The 17,205-nt window shown below is 61.2% G+C and carries 20 protein-coding genes and 3 pseudogenes; 19 read left to right on the forward strand and 4 right to left on the reverse strand.

Annotated features, from left to right (window positions below):
- Nucleotides 1-228: 228 nt before the first annotated feature.
- The 6 genes from F6X39_RS18035 to F6X39_RS18060 all read left to right on the forward strand — a co-directional run bounded on the left by F6X39_RS18035 (nt 229) and on the right by F6X39_RS18060 (nt 3,967).
- Entirely contained in the window at nt 229-711 is a 483-nt protein-coding gene (locus F6X39_RS18035) for a DUF2778 domain-containing protein (protein WP_187617597.1), read from the forward strand.
- Nucleotides 708-986: a hypothetical protein gene (locus F6X39_RS18040; RefSeq protein ID WP_187617598.1), complete on the forward strand. Its 279-nt coding sequence runs from the start codon at nt 708-710 to the stop codon at nt 984-986. The genes F6X39_RS18035 and F6X39_RS18040 overlap by 4 nt, the downstream gene beginning before the upstream one ends.
- On the forward strand, nt 976-1,446 hold the full coding sequence (locus tag F6X39_RS18045; RefSeq protein ID WP_187617599.1) for an Hcp family type VI secretion system effector: 471 nt from the start codon (nt 976-978) through the stop codon (nt 1,444-1,446). The genes F6X39_RS18040 and F6X39_RS18045 overlap by 11 nt, the downstream gene beginning before the upstream one ends.
- 179 nt (nt 1,447-1,625) lie before the next feature.
- Nucleotides 1,626-2,924, forward strand: coding sequence for a TAXI family TRAP transporter solute-binding subunit (locus F6X39_RS18050; RefSeq protein WP_187617671.1), 1,299 nt, complete (start codon nt 1,626-1,628; stop codon nt 2,922-2,924).
- Between the two features lie 235 nt (nt 2,925-3,159).
- The gene (locus tag F6X39_RS18055; protein ID WP_184030727.1) at nt 3,160-3,363 is read left to right on the forward strand and encodes a DUF3562 domain-containing protein; all 204 of its coding nucleotides are present in this window, start codon (nt 3,160-3,162) and stop codon (nt 3,361-3,363) included.
- A 142-nt stretch (nt 3,364-3,505) separates the two neighbouring features.
- Nucleotides 3,506-3,967 (forward strand): GNAT family N-acetyltransferase, encoded by a 462-nt coding sequence (locus F6X39_RS18060; protein WP_187617600.1) that lies wholly within the window; start codon nt 3,506-3,508, stop codon nt 3,965-3,967.
- Between the two features lie 98 nt (nt 3,968-4,065).
- Here the strand turns inward: F6X39_RS18060 and F6X39_RS18065 are convergent.
- Nucleotides 4,066-4,224, reverse strand: a pseudogene (locus tag F6X39_RS18065) (MFS transporter); the annotation flags it as partial.
- A 116-nt stretch (nt 4,225-4,340) separates the two neighbouring features.
- Nucleotides 4,341-4,622: pseudogene (locus tag F6X39_RS18070) on the reverse strand (IclR family transcriptional regulator C-terminal domain-containing protein); the annotation flags it as partial.
- 229 nt (nt 4,623-4,851) lie between these two features.
- Here F6X39_RS18070 and F6X39_RS18075 point away from each other — a divergent pair.
- From F6X39_RS18075 to F6X39_RS18130, 12 genes are all read left to right on the forward strand, one after another.
- Nucleotides 4,852-5,148 (forward strand): hypothetical protein, encoded by a 297-nt coding sequence (locus F6X39_RS18075; RefSeq protein ID WP_184030734.1) that lies wholly within the window; start codon nt 4,852-4,854, stop codon nt 5,146-5,148.
- A 101-nt stretch (nt 5,149-5,249) separates the two neighbouring features.
- Nucleotides 5,250-6,962 (forward strand): acid phosphatase, encoded by a 1,713-nt coding sequence (locus F6X39_RS18080; RefSeq protein ID WP_187617602.1) that lies wholly within the window; start codon nt 5,250-5,252, stop codon nt 6,960-6,962.
- A gap of 217 nt (nt 6,963-7,179) precedes the next feature.
- Nucleotides 7,180-7,539 carry a DUF3564 domain-containing protein gene (locus tag F6X39_RS18085; protein WP_184004683.1) on the forward strand — a complete coding sequence of 120 codons (360 nt, stop codon included), beginning with the start codon at nt 7,180-7,182 and terminating at the stop codon, nt 7,537-7,539.
- A 321-nt stretch (nt 7,540-7,860) separates the two neighbouring features.
- Nucleotides 7,861-8,610 (forward strand): DNA/RNA non-specific endonuclease, encoded by a 750-nt coding sequence (locus F6X39_RS18090; protein ID WP_090808067.1) that lies wholly within the window; start codon nt 7,861-7,863, stop codon nt 8,608-8,610.
- On the forward strand, nt 8,603-8,863 hold the full coding sequence (locus F6X39_RS18095) for a hypothetical protein (RefSeq protein ID WP_184057752.1): 261 nt from the start codon (nt 8,603-8,605) through the stop codon (nt 8,861-8,863). Before F6X39_RS18090 ends, F6X39_RS18095 begins: the two co-directional genes overlap by 8 nt.
- 309 nt (nt 8,864-9,172) lie before the next feature.
- On the forward strand, nt 9,173-10,288 hold the full coding sequence (locus F6X39_RS18100) for a SpoIIE family protein phosphatase (RefSeq protein ID WP_187617603.1): 1,116 nt from the start codon (nt 9,173-9,175) through the stop codon (nt 10,286-10,288).
- Between the two features lie 12 nt (nt 10,289-10,300).
- Nucleotides 10,301-10,864, forward strand: coding sequence for a SiaB family protein kinase (locus F6X39_RS18105; RefSeq protein ID WP_090808073.1), 564 nt, complete (start codon nt 10,301-10,303; stop codon nt 10,862-10,864).
- A gap of 19 nt (nt 10,865-10,883) precedes the next feature.
- Nucleotides 10,884-11,279: a DUF1987 domain-containing protein gene (locus F6X39_RS18110; protein WP_090808074.1), complete on the forward strand. Its 396-nt coding sequence runs from the start codon at nt 10,884-10,886 to the stop codon at nt 11,277-11,279.
- A 1-nt stretch (nt 11,280) separates the two neighbouring features.
- Nucleotides 11,281-12,006: a GGDEF domain-containing protein gene (locus F6X39_RS18115; RefSeq protein ID WP_184073471.1), complete on the forward strand. Its 726-nt coding sequence runs from the start codon at nt 11,281-11,283 to the stop codon at nt 12,004-12,006.
- Complete coding sequence (locus tag F6X39_RS18120; protein WP_262414736.1) at nt 11,933-14,137, forward strand: putative bifunctional diguanylate cyclase/phosphodiesterase; 2,205 nt, start codon at nt 11,933-11,935, stop codon at nt 14,135-14,137. Before F6X39_RS18115 ends, F6X39_RS18120 begins: the two co-directional genes overlap by 74 nt.
- A 148-nt stretch (nt 14,138-14,285) precedes the next feature.
- The gene (locus F6X39_RS18125) at nt 14,286-14,648 is read left to right on the forward strand and encodes a hypothetical protein (RefSeq protein ID WP_187617604.1); all 363 of its coding nucleotides are present in this window, start codon (nt 14,286-14,288) and stop codon (nt 14,646-14,648) included.
- A 241-nt stretch (nt 14,649-14,889) separates the two neighbouring features.
- The gene (locus F6X39_RS18130; protein ID WP_187617605.1) at nt 14,890-15,207 is read left to right on the forward strand and encodes a hypothetical protein; all 318 of its coding nucleotides are present in this window, start codon (nt 14,890-14,892) and stop codon (nt 15,205-15,207) included.
- Here F6X39_RS18130 and F6X39_RS18135 read toward each other — a convergent pair.
- Nucleotides 15,204-15,560: pseudogene (locus tag F6X39_RS18135) on the reverse strand (Crp/Fnr family transcriptional regulator); the annotation flags it as partial. The gene F6X39_RS18130 and the pseudogene F6X39_RS18135 overlap by 4 nt on opposite strands.
- 127 nt (nt 15,561-15,687) lie before the next feature.
- On the opposite strand from F6X39_RS18135, the gene F6X39_RS18140 reads away from it, so the two are divergent.
- Entirely contained in the window at nt 15,688-16,215 is a 528-nt protein-coding gene (locus F6X39_RS18140) for a DUF962 domain-containing protein (RefSeq protein WP_187617606.1), read from the forward strand.
- 1 nt (nt 16,216) lies between these two features.
- Here F6X39_RS18140 and rarD read toward each other — a convergent pair whose 3' ends face one another.
- Entirely contained in the window at nt 16,217-17,113 is an 897-nt protein-coding gene (gene rarD, locus F6X39_RS18145; protein WP_187617607.1) for an EamA family transporter RarD, read from the reverse strand.
- Nucleotides 17,114-17,205 lie beyond the last annotated feature (92 nt).

The raw sequence follows: 17,205 nt of genomic DNA on the forward strand, positions 1-17,205 counted from the left end.
GTGAGGTGGGGGTGGGGGCGTAGTACAGCACAGCGGTCGTGCGCACTCGTGATGTCATCAAAAGAGCTAGCAGGACATCGGCCCAATTTTGCCTCGCTTTCCGAGTCGTCTGATTGAGCATGGTTCCGTCTTCGCCGAAGCTGACGGTGTCACGAACGTTACCTCGAGTCACCCGTCTTCTCGCTTCCGTCGCCACCACGGAGTGACCGCCTTTTCGATGTGTAAACCATGCCCGCAGAGTGCTATTTCACGCTTAACCGTCGACTCATCTCTGTATTGACCTGCAAAGGCTTTGGCAACGTGTCTGCTTTTTCGGGCAAACCAGCCCATGTCAACAACCCCGCAGATACAGCGGTCGCCGAAAGCGGTCCGCTTCCGCAAGGCCTGTACTACATCGTAGACCGACAGAGTGGCGGTCATCTGGGATGGCTGTATGACCTTGTCAAGGACGCATGGTCCGATGTCGATCATTCGACCTGGTTAGCGCTTTATCGAAACGACGGCGTGATTGACGATTGGACATTTATCAATGGCGTGAAGCGAGGCAACTTCCGCCTGCATCCGACTGGTCGCTGGGGAGAAAGTGAGGGATGCATCACGGTCACGGACCAGTCCCAGTTCGATCGCTTACGCTCGTTCTTGCTGTCGCACCCAACCCGGAAGATGCCCGGCACCACACTGCAGTACTACGGTACGGTACTTGTGCAATGAAAACTGCCCTGCGGATCTTTACGGCCTTCGTGCTGACTGTCCCGGTCTGCCTTGCGTTGTCGACGATCGACCCGCTTGCGCGCTGGGTTGGCAGCGAATCCACGTTAGAAATGCTTCGCCCCCTCTTCAAGCTCGTTGGCGCCGTCGGTGTGGAAGGCGAAGAGGACGTGGTGGTTACGCTGCTGCTCGCAGTCAGTTTCCTACTATGCTGGGGGCTCTCCTGGGGCGGGTCCGTGCTTTTTGTTAGAAAGAGGTGTCGCCTTGATGTCAAATGACGTTTTCATAAAAATCGACGGGATTACGGGCGAGTCGCAGGACGCGACACACCCGGACGAAATCGAGGTGATCAACTGGACATGGAAGATGGCACAGCGGCTCTCCATGATGTCCGGACCAGGAAACGGCGTCAGCAAAGCCTCGGTCGACGACCTCGTGTTCTTCCACAACGTGGACCGGGCGAGTCCGAGCCTGATGTCCTACTGCCTGACCGGCACGCACGTTTCGAAAGCAGTTCTTACCATGCGCAGGGCGGGTGGCAGCCCCCTCGATTTCCTCAGGCTCACAATGAACGATGTATTCATCACGGGCGTAGAGATGACCGCACAACACGAACAGGTTCGCCTCTCTTTTGCCAGGGTCAAGCAGGAATACATCGTTCAAAATGCCAGAGGCGGCAGCAACGGCGTCGTTACCGGAATCTTCGACATCAGGGCCAACCGACCTGTGCCCCGATGACAGTGTCAGCCAGACCGTTTCAATGCACATCACTGACTATCCAATAAAACCCCCTGATATCGTAAAGTTGAGGAAATAGAGACCGCCTCCATCCCATTAGTCACCAAGGCCGGACCTGACCAAACCGGGTAACGATGCCGAGACCAGACCCCGCGCTGTACCGCAGCCCGACAACCCCGATGACGCGGCGGCGCCGGCGTCTTCTGATCGTCGGCGCGATCGTGCTCATCGCCGCATTCGGCTGGATGCTCGCGCTCGTGCTCGAGCCCGCGTTCCAGCGCACGATCGTCATCACCTCCGGCGCGGACGGCGGCATCTATCGCGGCTTCGCCGATCGCTACGCGCCGCTGCTCAAGCGCGAAGGCATCAAGCTCGACATCCGAAGCTCGTCGGGCTCGGTCGAAAACTACCAGCGGCTCGCGGACCCGGACAGCGCCTATCAGGTCGGCTTCATCCAGTCGGGCACGACCAGTCCGAAAGACACGGACAATCTGCAAACCATCGCCGCCGTGTCGTACGAGCCGATCTGGGTGTTCTATCGCGGCGATGCGACGATCGACCGGCTGTCGCAACTGCGCGGCAAGCGCATTTCGATGGGCGTGCCAGGCAGCGGGTTGCTCAACGTCTCGCAGGTGCTGCTCGGCTATAGCGGCGTCACGAGTCAGAACTCGACGCTGCTGCAGATGGACGCGAACGCCGCATACCAGGGGCTCGAAAGCGGTCAGGTCGACGCGGCATTCTTCATTGGCCGGCCCGACGCCGACATGCAGCACACGCTGCTCACCAGCAACCTGAAGCTGATGAGCTTCGCGCAGGCCGACGCACTGGCGCAAAAATTCCCATCGCTGTCCAAGATCATCTTGCCGCGTGCCTCGACGAGCGTCGCCGACGATCTGCCGCGCAGCGACGTCACGCTGCTCGCGGCGACGGCGCTGCTCGTGTCGAAGGACACGCTGCATCCGGCGCTCGTCTATCTGTTGCTCGACGCGGCGCGCACGGTGCACGGCGGCGAGGACTACTTCACGCCGCTCGGCACGTTCCCCAACCTGAACACCGAAGAATTCCCGATCTCCGACGAAAGCGTGCGGTACTTCAAATCGGGCCGGCCGTTTCTGTATCGCTACCTGCCGTTCTGGCTCGCGAGTCTGATCGAACGGCGGCTGCTGATTCTGGTGCCGTTCCTCGCGCTGCTGATCGGCCTCGCGCAGGCGCTGCCGCGCATGCTCGAAGCGCGGATGAAGAAACGCCTGTTCGTGTGGTACCGCGCGATCAAGGCGCTCGAGGACGAAGTGTGGAGGAACGCCGACCCGTCTCGCGCGCAGATCGCACAATGGAGTGAGGAGATTGAAAGCATCGACGCGAACGCTAGTCAGATCCGAATTCCGTACCGCTACTTTCAGGATGTTTACGCGCTGAAGCAGGCGATCGGCATCGTGCGCGACCGGATCGCGCATGTAGCGCAGAAAGCGCAGAGGTAGAGACGACGGTCGCTTAGCCCTGTGCGTTTCCCATGTATTCACCACCGCGCAGCCAGTTGATTTTCCGCACGGCCTCACCGCATGGGAGCTTGCCGCAGCGCAAGAAAAAAATCTCTGTGGAATCAGTCGAACGATAGGTCGATTCAATTGGCGCGCTCGCGATTCGCATCCTGTAATGGACTCCTACCGTCCGCGTACCGCCCATCCAGCCTGCCGTCCTACCCGGAGAGAGACCATGTCCCAGCCTGAGCCGAATGTAGACGAAGTGGTCCGAAGCATCGCCGAGGAAACCGACACGCCGGCAGAAACGGTGTCGCGCATGTACGCCGATACGCTCGCCGAATTCCGGAACGAGGCGCGCGTGTTCGACTACGTGCCGCTGTTCGCCGCGAAGAAGGTCCGCAACGAGTTGCGTCACAAGCAACATCGCGAGCACTGACTCGCGGCATGCGGTGATGCATCGGCTCACCGCACTGTCGCACGCGTCGTGGCTCCAGATGTTGCGAGCATGGTGGAGCTAACAATCGCGTCGCAAATTTTTTATGCTGGCGGTTCCACAGCTTTCCAAAGGAACCGTCCACATGTCCGCCCCGCTGCAGATTCGCGCCGTCACCCGTGACGATTTCGATGCATGGTTGCCGCTATGGGACGCCTACAACGCGTTTTATGGCCGCTCTGGCGAGACCGCGTTGCCGCGCGAGATCACGCAAATCACCTGGAATCGCTTTTTCGATGGCTACGAGCCGATGCATGCATTCGTCGCGGAATGCGCTGGGCAATTGCAGGGCATCGTGCATTTTCTCTATCACCGTCATACGACGATGGCGGGGCCGATCTGCTATCTGCAGGACCTATACACGCTCGATAGCGAGCGCGGCAAGGGTGTCGGCCGTGCGCTGATCGAGGCCGTCTATGCGCGGGCAAAAGCCGACGGCGCGCAACGCGTCTACTGGCAGACGCACGAGACGAATCACACCGCCATGCAGCTCTATGACAAGGTCGCGGATAAGTCCGGCTTCGTGGTTTATCGCAAAGCGCTTTAGCGCTCAGCGCTTCGTCAAGGCTCATCAAAGACGAAAGGCGCACCACCACCCGGTGCGCCTTTCGTTTTACTGCTCAAACGGTCATCACGCACTCCCGGTCAGGCCTCGAGCTGCTCCAGCACCTTGCCCTTGGTTTCGATACCGAGGATGTGCACCGCCACCGCCGCGATGAACGGCACGGCGGCGAGGATATAGAACGCCACTTCCAGGTTGCCGCCGATCATCGTCTTCGACACGATCGCCGGCGCGAAGATCGCCGTTCTGATGATTTTGACGACGTGACACGGCGAGTCCGGCTGTGCAATGCAGCAGGACTCGCCGACAGATATGAAATAAGTATTTGAAGTAGTTGCGCCGTGAAGTCAGCGCGCACTCAATGCGCGGCAATCGATCTGCGGCGCGCCTGCATCGCGGTCGGATCGTCCTGCCTCGGGCGATAGCTCAGGCGCTCGGACAGCTCCAGCGCCGCCTGGCATACGGCGATGATCAGCGGCTCGCGCTCGGCGGTCTCGCCGATATCCGAACGCGGGATCGTCACCGTCAACGCGGCGGCGATCTTACCGCGCTGGTCACGCACCGGCGCGCTCACCACCGCAATCCCCCGCTCGAACGACGCCTCGCTGACCGCATAGCCAAGCGCCGCGCTCTCGCGCGCACCGTTCATACACTGCCGCACGCGGTTTGGCCTGCCCGCGTCCCACTCCTGTCTGCTCTTCTTTTGCCATCTTGGCTGCCGTCTCTATGCGGTTCATCGGGTTCAATTCAGGTTGATAGCGCGAAGCATGCGGCGAATCGGCCATGCGCGGTGCTATGCTTTGATCCGGTCCGCGGCGCGGTGTATTCCAGCCGCTCGCTCGCGCCGCCCAAGCGTAGGAGGCCACGTCATGTCCAACGCGGTCCAGATTCAGGTTGCCGACTCGCATCTTTATCCGGGCTGCGCGGTGCGCATCGCGAATCTTCCCGAGCCGGCCTGCGCGTCAAACGTCGCCGAGGCGCGCGTCGAATTCGCGGACGGTTCCGGTGCGCACGCCACCTGCCATCGCCGCGCACATGACGAACTCGAATTGACCGTCGACCGTTATGCGACGCAAAAACGTCATCCGATCGACGCACGGCACTGGCTACTATTGGCCGTCGATGCCACGCATCACAGTTGGCGCGTCAAGCGTCGGCTGCCGTAAAGCCGCGAGGCCTGCCGCGCTCGGCGGACCCGTAACCGGTGTCGCGCGCGCCGCTTCGAGCGGCGCCGATGCGACCGTCACGTCTCCTTCGGAACTCACCGATGACCGACCACGATCCTCACCTGCCGCCGAAACTGGACAACCCCGATTCAATCGATAACACCAACGACGCCCCCGACGATCCCGAACGCCGGCGCGTACTGACCGGTCTCGCGGCGGTCGGCCTCGGCCTTGCGCTGACCGGCTGCAAAACAGGCGAGGGACTCGCGGGCAACGGGCCGCCGCGCAGCGCCGCCGACTTGCGGCTCGACGCTGCGCTGCACGATCAGGTGAAGAACATCGTGGTGATCTACGCCGAGAATCGCAGCTTCGCGAACCTGTACGGCAACTACCCGGGCGTCCAGCATCCGCTCGACGCGGTCACCGCCGAGCAATACGTCCAACTCGACCGCGATGGCAAGACGCCGCTGCCGCGGCTGCCGGCGATCTGGGGCGGGCTCGTGCCGCAGGCGCAGGAAGTGGACGGCAAGCGCTACATGATCGGCGAAAAGGATCTCGATCATCTGCGCAACCGGCCGTTCCGCATCGTCGATGCGCACGGCGCGCCGCTGCCGACCGGCGTGATCACGCGCGACCTCATCCATCGCTTCTATCAGAACCAGATGCAGATCAACGCGGGGCGCAACAACCAGTTCGCCGCGTGGGGCGATTCCGGCGGCCTTGTGATGGGGCACTACCGCAATTCCGCCGACACGCTGCGTCTGTGGAATCTCGCGCAGCAGTACACGCTGTGCGACAACTTCTTCATGGCCGCCTTCGGCGGCTCGTGGCTGAACCATATCTTCCTGATCTCGGCGCAGGCGCCCTACTATCCGGACATTCACAACAGTCCGGCGAAGAAGATGGTGTCGGTCGTGGAAGGCGACGATCCGACCGGCACCCGTTTGAAGCTCGCGCCCAATTCGCCTGCGTCGGCGCTCGACGGTCCGCCGAAGTTCGTCAATGACGGCGCTTTCACCGCCGACGGCTACGCAGTCAACACGATGGCGCCGCCGTATCAGCCGAGCAGTGTGCGTCCGGCCGAAGGCGGCGACCCGGCTTTCGCGGATCCGTCGAACCCGCGGGTGATGCCGCCGCAGAATTACGCGACGATCGGCGACCGGCTGACCGGCAAGGGCATCGACTGGGCGTGGTACAGCGGCGCGTGGCAATTCGCGCTCGATCATCGCGATACGGGGTCGATGCCCGACTTCCAGTACCACCATCAGCCGTTTAACTACTTCGCCAATTACGCGCCGGGCACCGCCGCGCGCCGCCGCTATCTGCGCGACGGCGGCATGGGTAACGACGCGTCGACCAATCGCCTGATTGCCGACATCGACGCGGGACGTTTGCCGACCGTGACGTTCTATAAACCGCAGGGCGACCTGAACATGCACGCGGGCTATGCGGACGTCGCCTCGGGCGACCGTCACATCGCAACGCTGATCGAGCACATCCAGCGCGGCCCGCAATGGCAGAACACCGTCGTGATCGTCACCGTCGACGAGAACGGCGGTTGGTGGGACCACGTCGCGCCGCCGATCGGCGATCGCTGGGGTCCGGGTTCGCGCGTTCCCGCGCTCGTGATCTCGCCGCTGGCGAAGACGGCTTATGTCGATCACACGGTGTACGACACGAACTCGATTCTGCGTTTCATTAACCGTGTGCATGGACTCGCGCCACTCGATGGCGTGGTCGCGCGCGACATGGCATTCGCAAGCAACGGACTCGCGCCGCTCGGCGATCTGACCGCTTCGCTCGATCTCGCTTGAGCGCCTCTCGGCTGCGTTGATTTGTCGCGGCTCGCGGTCTGCATGGGGTCGTTACTGCATGCACATCGCGTACGCCGCGGCGCAGTAAGGATTCACCGTACCTCGCCACACCTTTTGGCGACTTGATTTTCCATTCGCACGTCATGCCTTTGTCTTGCATAAAGCGCCGCGCCGCCTAGACTGATAAAGCGCTTCGCAATTTATGAACGGAACTGATATGCGGCTGACCATCCTGATTAACGGTTCCGATCCCACCGTAAGCCATGATTACGCTGTGCTCTGGCTCGATACCGATGAACATCGGTGGTCGAGAGAAGCGCATCAAGGGATCGACCTGCCCCCGTGGGGCGAACTGCGCGACGAAAACGGCGTGACCACGCTGTGCGCACCGAGCGCCGACGCGCCGCTTTGTACGTTGCGCGGTCTGCACGTCGATCGCAAGGAGCGAGTGAGCGCCGCGCAAGGCGCCGCTGCATGGACCGCGCTGCAAACACGCAAGGCGACTAGCGGCTTCTGGCGTTTGCAGGCGGTGGATCGTCAAAAAGTGCGCGCTGAAAACAGCGTGTTCGGTAATTAAGTTCTGGCGCGATTCGTCGCGCTTCTCTTTTCCGGTCGAAACTTCCGGCTCACTACGCCAGCACTGTTCGTACGCGTAAATCTGTTCGTGCGCAATCGAACATAACGTGCCGCGATATCGCAAAGCCTTAAGACATTCTTAAGATTGCGTGCGTAGATTCGGAAGTCCACGCATTCGGGTCGCTGCAAGGCGGCCCACTTTTTTGTCCGGCGCACGCCGCCTCTGCCGTTTCCAATTCCCTTCCTTCGATTCGCATTGTGCAGTCGCTCGATGCGGGCCACGACGCTATACTTGCGTCCCCGTTCATCGAACCACCGACACATGAAGAAGTGGCTTGCCTGTCTGTTACTCGCCGTCGCCGCTCATGCGAGCGCGGCGCCTTCCTGCACCGGATTCACGCCGAATGCGCAATGGCCCGTCCTCACCAATCAGAAGATGGCGCCGAAAACGCGCCTGCTTTGTTATAGCGATTTCGCGGTGCTGCATTCGGGTATCACGCACGGTCCGCTGTGGTCTGCCGAGCATCTGACGCGTGAGCACATCGAAGAAGCGAAGGACATGGTGCGCACCAACAAGTTCTTCGAAGACGCGCGTCTGCCCGAAGGCGAAGGCGCGACACTCGCCGACTACAAACGCAGCGGCTTCGATCGCGGTCATATGAGTCCGGCGGGTAATCGGTGGAACGACGAGGCGATGGCGCAATCGTTCTCGCTCGCGAACATCGTGCCGCAAAATCGTCAGAATAACCAACGATTGTGGGCACGCATCGAAACCGCCGTGCGCAAGATCGCACTCGCCTACGACGACACGTACGTCGTCACCGGACCGCTGTTCACCGGCCAGCAATTGCAGACGATCGGCCCGACGCGCGTGTTCGTGCCCACCCAGTTGTACAAGGTCGTCTACGTGCCGTCGCGTCAACTGGCCTTCGCAGTCGTGGTTGATAATGTAGCGACCAACCGCTACGACATCCGCACGATTCACGAACTCGAAGCGATGTCGGGCATCCGCTTTCCGGGCATTCCGGACAACCTCAAGGACCAGCGGCCAGGAGGACTGAAAGGTGTTTAAGCCCTATTCGAACGATGACGACGTGCTCAACATTCAAGGCGATGCGCTCACGCTCAGCAATGGCACGACGCGTGTCGTGCTGAACGGCACGCTCGAATTGACGCGCGATCAACGCGGACTGAAGGCGGCGCTCGCGTTGAAGGAAGCGCTCGATGCGATCGTCGCGAGCCTGCAGGCGCAGAAGGATTTACCGGCAAAGGTGCAGGACGAGCCGGATGCTAAACCGGGTATCGTGCAGAACCCGTTTCAATAACGGATTCGGCGGCGTTGCATTTGCGCAACCTCGCAGATCGTAAGTTTTACTGATGTCGGTCACGCAAACCTTTGCGTGACCGCTAGTTTTCTAATCTCGCGCCAATAGAGCGGATCGCCTCCCCTCTGTCACATAATGTACATAGAGAAACCTTAGCGTGCGAGGTTTCTTCACACATCGACTGGCGTCGCCATGCATGCTGCGTTCTCGAGATTTCGCCGTTCTTCCGCACAGGGTAATCCGCGCACTGCCGGCGACTTGTGCCAGGAAGTTCCATCCGTAGACGTTGAAGATCCCAACTCCGTGGTCATGGAGATCTTCTCGGTGCGCCGCGACATGCAGAGTCTCGCTGTCATCGACGACCACCGTCCCATCGGCCTGATCAACCGCGATATCTTCATGTCGCAAATGAGCAAGCCGTTCCATCGAGAGCTTTACGACAAGAAGAGTTGCATCGCGTTCATGGACAAGGAACCGCTCATCGTCGACGCCGACGTGAGCATCGAAGCGCTGACGTTCAGGACCGTCGAGGCCGGAGAAAAAGCGCTGGTCGATGGATTCATCGTGACACGTGACGGACTCTTCTCGGGTCTCGGCAGTGGTCTGCAGCTTATCAGTGCGGTCGCGGAAATGCAGGCGGAGAAGAACCGCCAGATCATGCAGAGTATCGAGTACGCCAGCGTGATACAGCGCGCCATGTTGCGTGCTTCCAGCGAGACCCTGTCGATGAAGCTGCGCGACGCGGCGATGGTCTGGGAACCTCGCGACGTCGTCGGCGGCGACTTCTATCATTTCGCGGCCTTTCCGAACGGCTGGTTTGGCGCTGTTGCCGATTGCACCGGACATGGCGTACCGGGCGCCTTCATGACCTTGCTTGCTTCGGCGTCACTGTCGAAGGCGCTCGAACAGATCGGTCCGCGCGACCCCGCCGCGCTACTGGCGGCCGTCAATCAAAACGTCAAGGGCTTGCTTGGGCAAGTGAACAGTGCCGACGAAGGAACCCAATCCAACGACGGTCTGGATACCGCACTCTTCTGGTTCGACGCCACGGAGAGCGTGCTGCATTTTGCCGGCGCGAGGATCGCTCTGCACATCCTGTCGCCCGATGCCGCGGAGTTCGAAACGATCGGCGCCGACCGCATGGGTGTCGGTTATGTGGACAGTCGCGCCGACTATGCGTGGAGCTTGCGCTCGATTCCGATCACGGCGGGCAGCCTGCTGTTCATCTATACCGACGGCCTCGCCGATCAGATCGGCGGCCCGCGCAACATTTCTTTCGGCCGGCGCCGTGCGCTCGACCTGATACTCGAAAACCGCGCCGAAACTCCGGCGACGATTTGCGAGCGCGTCCGGCTCGCGCTCGCGGAGTGGCAAGGCAAGCAACCGCGCCGTGACGACGTCACGCTTTTCTGTGCCCGCATTTAGCGAATTCCCAGAATGTCCCAACTACTAGAACAAGACAGCGCCTTTTTCGAACTCGCGCAGCGGCGCAACGTGCTCTTCTATCACAAGGGCTACTTCTCCCATAACATCGTCGCGTCGATGGGCGAAGTCGTGAAACTGCAGCTCGAAGTCGCCGGCGTCAGCGGTCCTACTCGCCGCAAACTCTTCTCGTCCTTTATCGAGCTGGCACAGAACATCGTTCATTACTCATCGAACGCGCTGGAGCCCGGTGGCGAACGGGCAGGCGAGATACGCGAGGGCGCGGTGTGCATCTCCAGGCACGGCGAACATCACGTAATGTTGTGCGTCAATCCCATCGCGACCGCCGAAGTCGAAGACCTGCGAAGCAGGTTGGAGCCTCTGCGCAACATGTCACTCGAAGAAATCAAGCAAGCGTACAAGGTTTCATTGCGCACCGATGCTCCGAAAGACAGCAAGGGCGCCGGGCTCGGCTTCCTGACGATGGCGCGCGATGCGAGCGCGCCGCTTGAATTCGCTTTTCATCCGCGTGCCGACGAACCGGGCACCACGCTGTTTTGCCTCATGGCCATCATCTGAGCAGGAAGGCACACGAACAATGGAAAACCTACACATCCCCGCGACGACGACGTCGCCCGAAGTCGATTTTCGCTTCGACCAGCACGCGTTGTCGATCAGGGGAGAGTCCTACCCCGAAAACGCAGCCGCCTTTTACGCGCCGATCATCGAGCAGATGCGCAAATACCTCGCCGCGAACGCCGGGGCCGAGATCACCATCGACGTCGCGCTGACGTACTTCAATAGCTCGAGTACCAAAATGCTGTTCAGCATCTTCGACGCGCTCGATCAGGCGGCGGAATCGGGAAGCCGCGTGTCGATGAACTGGTATCGCGACGAGGAAGACGAGACCATTGCCGAATTCGGCGAAGAACTGAAAGCCGATTTCCGCGCGATCGAGTTCACCGATCGTCCCATTGCGCAGCAGGGAAAGTAAAGTGCGTTCGACCTCTTCCCTTGACGTGTCCTCGGGTGGCGCACCCGATCTGTTCCAGAACGAAAGCACCGCGCTGGCAAAGGCTCGGGCCATGCATTCGATCATCGATGCGGACCCCGCGGAGTATCGCCAGTCGTTGGGCGAACTGATCGAGCACTTCCAGCGCCTGATGCGCGAGACACGGCGCCTGATCGGCCGCAGCGACCGGGCCGAACGCGAGATGCAGGCGCTGGCCCAGCAGTTGGCGTATCGTGCATCGCACGACGCGTTGACGGGCGTACTGAACCGCAGTGCCGTGATCGAACGGACCACCAAGGTCTTGCGCATCAGCAGCGCGGTGATGATCATCCTCGACATCGACGAATTCAAGCGGATCAACGACGACTACGGCCACCCCACCGGCGACGCGGTCATTTCGGGGGTCGTCGATTGTCTGCGCAGAATCGTCGGAGAACAAGGCTTCATCGGGCGAGTGGGCGGTGAGGAGTTCACCGTCCTGCTGCCCGGTCATGAACCGGCCAGCGGTGCCATTCTTGCCGAGCGCATGCGAGAAGCCATCGGTGACTCGCTGGTCGTTCCACCCGTCGAGCGCCGCATCACGGCCAGCTTTGGCGTCAGCATCAACGAGGTCGGAACCTGTTTCGACACCGCATATGGCCTCGCCGATGCGGCTCTGTACCGCGCCAAGCGAAGCGGGCGCAACCGCGTGGAGTTTGCCGATCGATAGGCGGATAAGCAGGCCCATCGCGCGCCGTTACAGGCAGATCCGGAGCGCCCTAAGGCAAGTCATGCAGCCACCTAAACATTCACTATCCGGGCGGGTCGGTGTTCGCCCGCGCCGGGTTGACGGAAAGGGAAGGGCCTTGGGACAGGAAGCAACGCGCAAAGCCGGTACTGTCATAGCCGTACTTGCCATTCTCGCTGTCATTGCGACGAGTACCTTCCTCGCAATCCGCCAGAGCAGCGAGCAGGACAGTTCGCTTCGGACGATCCAGGCTTCCGGGCGGCTGCGCCACGACCTCGACCGGGTTCAGCAAGTCATGCTCGATGAGCATGCGACGCTCTACACCTCGATCGCAACGGTGCCGCTTTACAACCGCGCCGCTTATAGCTTTCCGATGCTGGAACTGCTCGCGTTGACGCGCGATGCGCGCGAGAGCTGCAGCGAGAATCAGGAATGCATATCGAGGCTGTCGGATCTGGACGACATGATCGGCAGACTTAGCGAGCTGAGCTTTGGTCTTGCGCGCAAGATCGCGGAACATCCCGGCAGTGTGGCAGTGGGCGACCCCAGACTCGAAGAAATCGATGCCTATTTCTATAGCGTTCTCGAGCGGGTCGTCGACGTACGACTCGCGGCCGACGCCAAGGTCGCTTTAGTCGTCAGCAAATCCTCGTTGGATGGGAAGTGGTTTACGCGCATGCTGTTGAGCTGCGGCGTCGCTTCGGCCTTGTTGCTGCTTTCGCTGATTCACTGGAACGGGCGCATTGGAGCGCGTCTTCGTCGTTCGCTCACAAGACTCGAGCATCAAGCCAGGTATGACGCCCTGACCGATCTGCCGAACCGGGTGCTGCTCGGCGAACATCTTTCAGAGTCGCTCGTCCGCGCGGCAGCGACAGGTCAGAACGTTTCCGTCCTATTCCTCGATCTCGATCGTTTCAAGGACGTCAACGATTCGCTCGGACACCGCATTGGCGATTTGCTGCTACAGGCCGTGGCGCGAAGGCTTCAGCGTCTGCTGCGCGCGACGGATTTCGTCGCGCGTTACGGGGGCGATGAATTCGTCATCGTCGCGGAACGGGCCGACGCGAAGGAACTCACCGAAATGCTGGACACGCTGATTCACGAGATGAGCGAGCCGTATCGCATCGGCGAGCACGAGCTTTATCTCGAAGCAAGCATCGGCGTCAGTACTTTTCCACAAGACGGCGCCCAGCCGGAACTGCTCACGCGAAATGCCGATGCCGCGTTGTACGTGGCGAAATCGCGCGGGAGAAACGGCTATCAATTCTACGAACCGGAGCTGAGCCGGGCGGCCGCCGAGAAGTTGCGGCTCACGACGCGACTGCGGCGCGCGGCGAAAGCCAATGAGTTGTATCTGGCGTATCAGCCGCAAATCGACATGAAGACCGGATGCATCGTCGGTGCCGAGGCACTTTTGCGGTGGCACGACGACGAACTCGGTGAAGTCTCGCCGGCCGTCTTCATCCCGCTTGCCGAAGAAACCGGTCTGATCCAGAGCATCGGCACGTGGGTATTGCGGCAGGCGTGTCTGCAGGCGAGCGCATGGGTACGCTCGGGGCTTCCGCCCGTGCGCATATCGGTCAATGTTTCGCCACTTCAACTCGAACGGGCAGACCTTCCAGGCGTAGTGCGCTCGGCACTCGACGATGCCCATTGGCCCGCCGAACTGCTGGAGCTCGAAGTCACCGAGGGCACGTTGATGCGCAACGCTGAAGAAGCGCAACGGGCGTTTCGCGAACTGCGCGAACTCGGTGTGTCCATCGCTATCGACGACTTCGGCACCGGTTATTCGAGCCTCAGCTATCTGAAACGCTTTAGCGTCGACCGCATCAAGATCGATCGCGCCTTCGTTTGCGAAATCGGCAGAGACAAGGAACTCGAAGCTCTGTCGCTTGCCATCATCGCGATTGCTGAAACGCTGAGCTTCGATGTCGTCGCTGAAGGGGTCGAGCTCGATGTCCAGCGCGAGTTTCTGGTCCGTCACGGATGCACGGTGGCCCAGGGTTTCCTGTTTAGCCCAGCGGTCTCGCCGGAGGCTTTAGCGCAATTGCTCGGCAAGACCGCGGTCGCGTCTTCATTGAGCGTGGCGTCTTTCCGGGGATTCGCTTTGTGAGTCGCAACATGTATCCGCGCTGACGCACTACTTACGTTTTGTCACCAGCGCAGCGTCAACTCCTGTATTCCGCCCTACGTTAAACCGGCAGCGCTGAAATGATTCAGCCGCGACAAACGAATCCACCGATTCAACCTGGAGTCACATCATGAAGACGCTGTTCGCCGCTGTTGCTTCCGCACTGCTCGTGTCGACCGCCTTTGCTCAAACGGCCGCACCGTCTGCCGCACAACCCGCGCAAACCACGCAGTTGCCAGCCACCGGCCAGGCGAATCTGAAGGCAAGCACCGCGGTACAAGCCGGCGCGACCGCAACGAAAGCGCCTGCCGAAGCCGCTACGCAAAAGCACGTGAAAAAGACTTCCACCCATATGAAGAAGGCCCACAAATCCACGGGCAAACACACCGTGGAAACGAGTGCCGCGAAGACTAAAACGGAGAGTGCGAGAGAGGCCAGCACTGCCCCGGCGAAAGCCGACGGCGCACAAGCCGACACGACCAAAACGCAATAACACGTGATCGGTTTCGGCTCTGACCGGCCATGCAGGTGCTGTTCAAATAGAAGTTGATCGAAGCCGGACTGTGCCGTTCAGGGAGGGCGAGTCTTATGACTCGCCTTTTTTTATGCCGCGTGTCATTCCCCGTCGTATCTTTTTGCCGACAAACGCGCGAATTTTTGCACCGTCTTTACTCGCGGACGACTACTCTCGAATTGTTCCAATTCACCATCGCGTCGCACCAACGCCGCATCACATGGCTTTTACCCAATCGCTCGACAAGCTCTCGCCGCAACCTGCCAGCAAGCAGGTTCAACACAGCAACGTCATTCCGTTTCCGTCGGCGCGCGCGGCTCTACTCGTGACGCTGCCGCACCCTCACTTGCGCGCACTGCTTCATTCGCCGCTCGGCGTCTATGTAATCAACACGGAAACCGTGCGCGAAGAAGACCGCGTGCAACTCGACATCGCGCGCGAAGATCTCCACTTCACGTTGCACATGCTGCTCACCACGTTGCCCGCCGCGACGATCGGTCCATTGAAACGTCGGGCCAGCCACCCGAGCGCGCGTTAAATGCGCTCGACGAGAGACTGTTCACGCAGCTTGTCGGCATCGACGATTTCGATCTCCGCATAGCGCAGCTTCAACGCGCCCTGCGTCTCGAAGTGCTTGAGCACCTGATTGATCGTCTGCCGCGACAACGCGAGCATCATCGCCAGGTCTTCCTGCGGGACCTTCAGCACGTTGCGCGATGCGCCGGGTTCGCCATAGCCGCCCGCCATCAGCAACAGGCGCCGCGCGACATGCGGTGCGGCCGGCAATAGCGCGGCTTCCTCGATCGCCTCGAACGCCAGACGCAGCTTGTGCGCGAGCAGCAGACCGAACGCATGCCCGTAAGCCGGCGTGCGCTCGAGCAGCCCGGCAAGCTCCTTCGATGAAAAACGCTCTGTCATGGACGGTATCCGTGGACGGTCGTTGCTGATTGTCGGCTACCCGATGGTTTCAAAATCCGCTGCCCGCGATTATGCTGACTTTGACACAGGAGTGGCCCTGATGAGAACGCTGACGCAGCAACTGACGCAATACGCGGCCTACCATCGCGACCGGCGCAATATCGCCACGCACTTCGTCGGCATTCCGATGATCGTGCTCGCGCTCGCGGTGTTGCTGAGCCGCCCGTCGTTTGGCGCCGGGATGTTCCCGGTCACGTTGTCGCCGGCGTGGCTGCTGTTCGTGGCGGCGACCGTCTTCTACCTCGCGCTCGACGTGCCGCTCGGCGTGCTGATGGCCTGCGTCTCGGCGCTCTGCGTCGCGTTCGGCGAGTGGATCGCCGCGCAAACGACGCTCGTGTGGCTCGCGACCGGCATTGGGCTGTTCGTGGTCGGCTGGGTGTTCCAGTTCGTCGGCCACGTGGCCTACGAACATCGCAAGCCGGCATTCGTCGACGACGTGACCGGCCTGTTGATCGGCCCGCTATTCGTGCTCGCCGAAGCGCTGTTCGGTGTCGGCTGGCGCCCCGAACTGCGCGATGCGATCGAGGCTGAGGTAGGCCCGACGCGCATCGCTGAGCGAGCGCCGTAGTTCAGTTCGACGCGAACCGAACGAAGCGCACGCTGTGCAGCGCGGTCAGCGCGACGGCGATCCAGATCGGCACATAGGTCGCGAGTTGCGCGACGCTCAGCGTTTCGCGCAGCAGCGTGATCGACACGAACACGAGCAGCACCGGCTCGACGTAGCCGAGAATGCCGAACAACGCGACCGGCAGCAGTCGGCTCGCCTTCAGATACGAAGCGAGCGCGAGCGTGCTCAACGCACCGAGGCCCGGCAATAGCAGACACCACATTTCGGCGCGTCCGGCGATTGCTTGCAGCGAGCCGCCGCTGAGAATGCACACGACGGCCACCGGCAGCAGCAACGCCATTTCGACGGTGAACATCGCGAGCGAATCCTGACTGATCTGACGACGCAGCACGAAATAAGGCGGATAACCGAGCGCGACGACGAGCGTCGGCCACGAGAACGCACCCGTCACCCACAGTTCGTGAGCGACGCCAACCGCCGCGCACGCGACCGCGAGCCACTGCAACGTGTCGAGCCGCTCGTGATAGTGGAAGCGCCCGACCAGCACCATCGCGAGCGGCAGCAGGAAATAGCCGAGCGACACTTCGAGCATGCGCCCATGCAGCGGCGCCCACAGAAACAGCCACAGCTGTACGCCGAGCAGGCCCGCAGCCACGGCCATCGCGGCACCGAGCTTCGGCTGCGTCATCATTTGGACAACGAGCGCGCGCAGAATCGGCAGGCGCTTGCGCACCGCGACGAGCAGCAGCGCGCCGGGCACGGTCCACACGATGCGCCACGCGAAGATGTCGAGGCCCGACAGCGGTTTGAGCAGCGTCGCGTAAGCGGACAATAATGCGAACATCGCCGACGCGCCGACCGACAATGCGATCCCGCGCCTGAAGTCGTTGTGATTCATTGCGCGGTCGGGGATCGGTGTGACGCGTGGGCTTGCGGCGCGCGACGCGGGCTCGCGGCGTTCGTTGTCGTCATGAATATGATGTCTCGTGA

Origin of the sequence: Paraburkholderia sp. UCT2 (assembly GCF_014397665.1) — a bacterium.
GTDB lineage: Bacteria > Pseudomonadota > Gammaproteobacteria > Burkholderiales > Burkholderiaceae > Paraburkholderia > Paraburkholderia tuberum.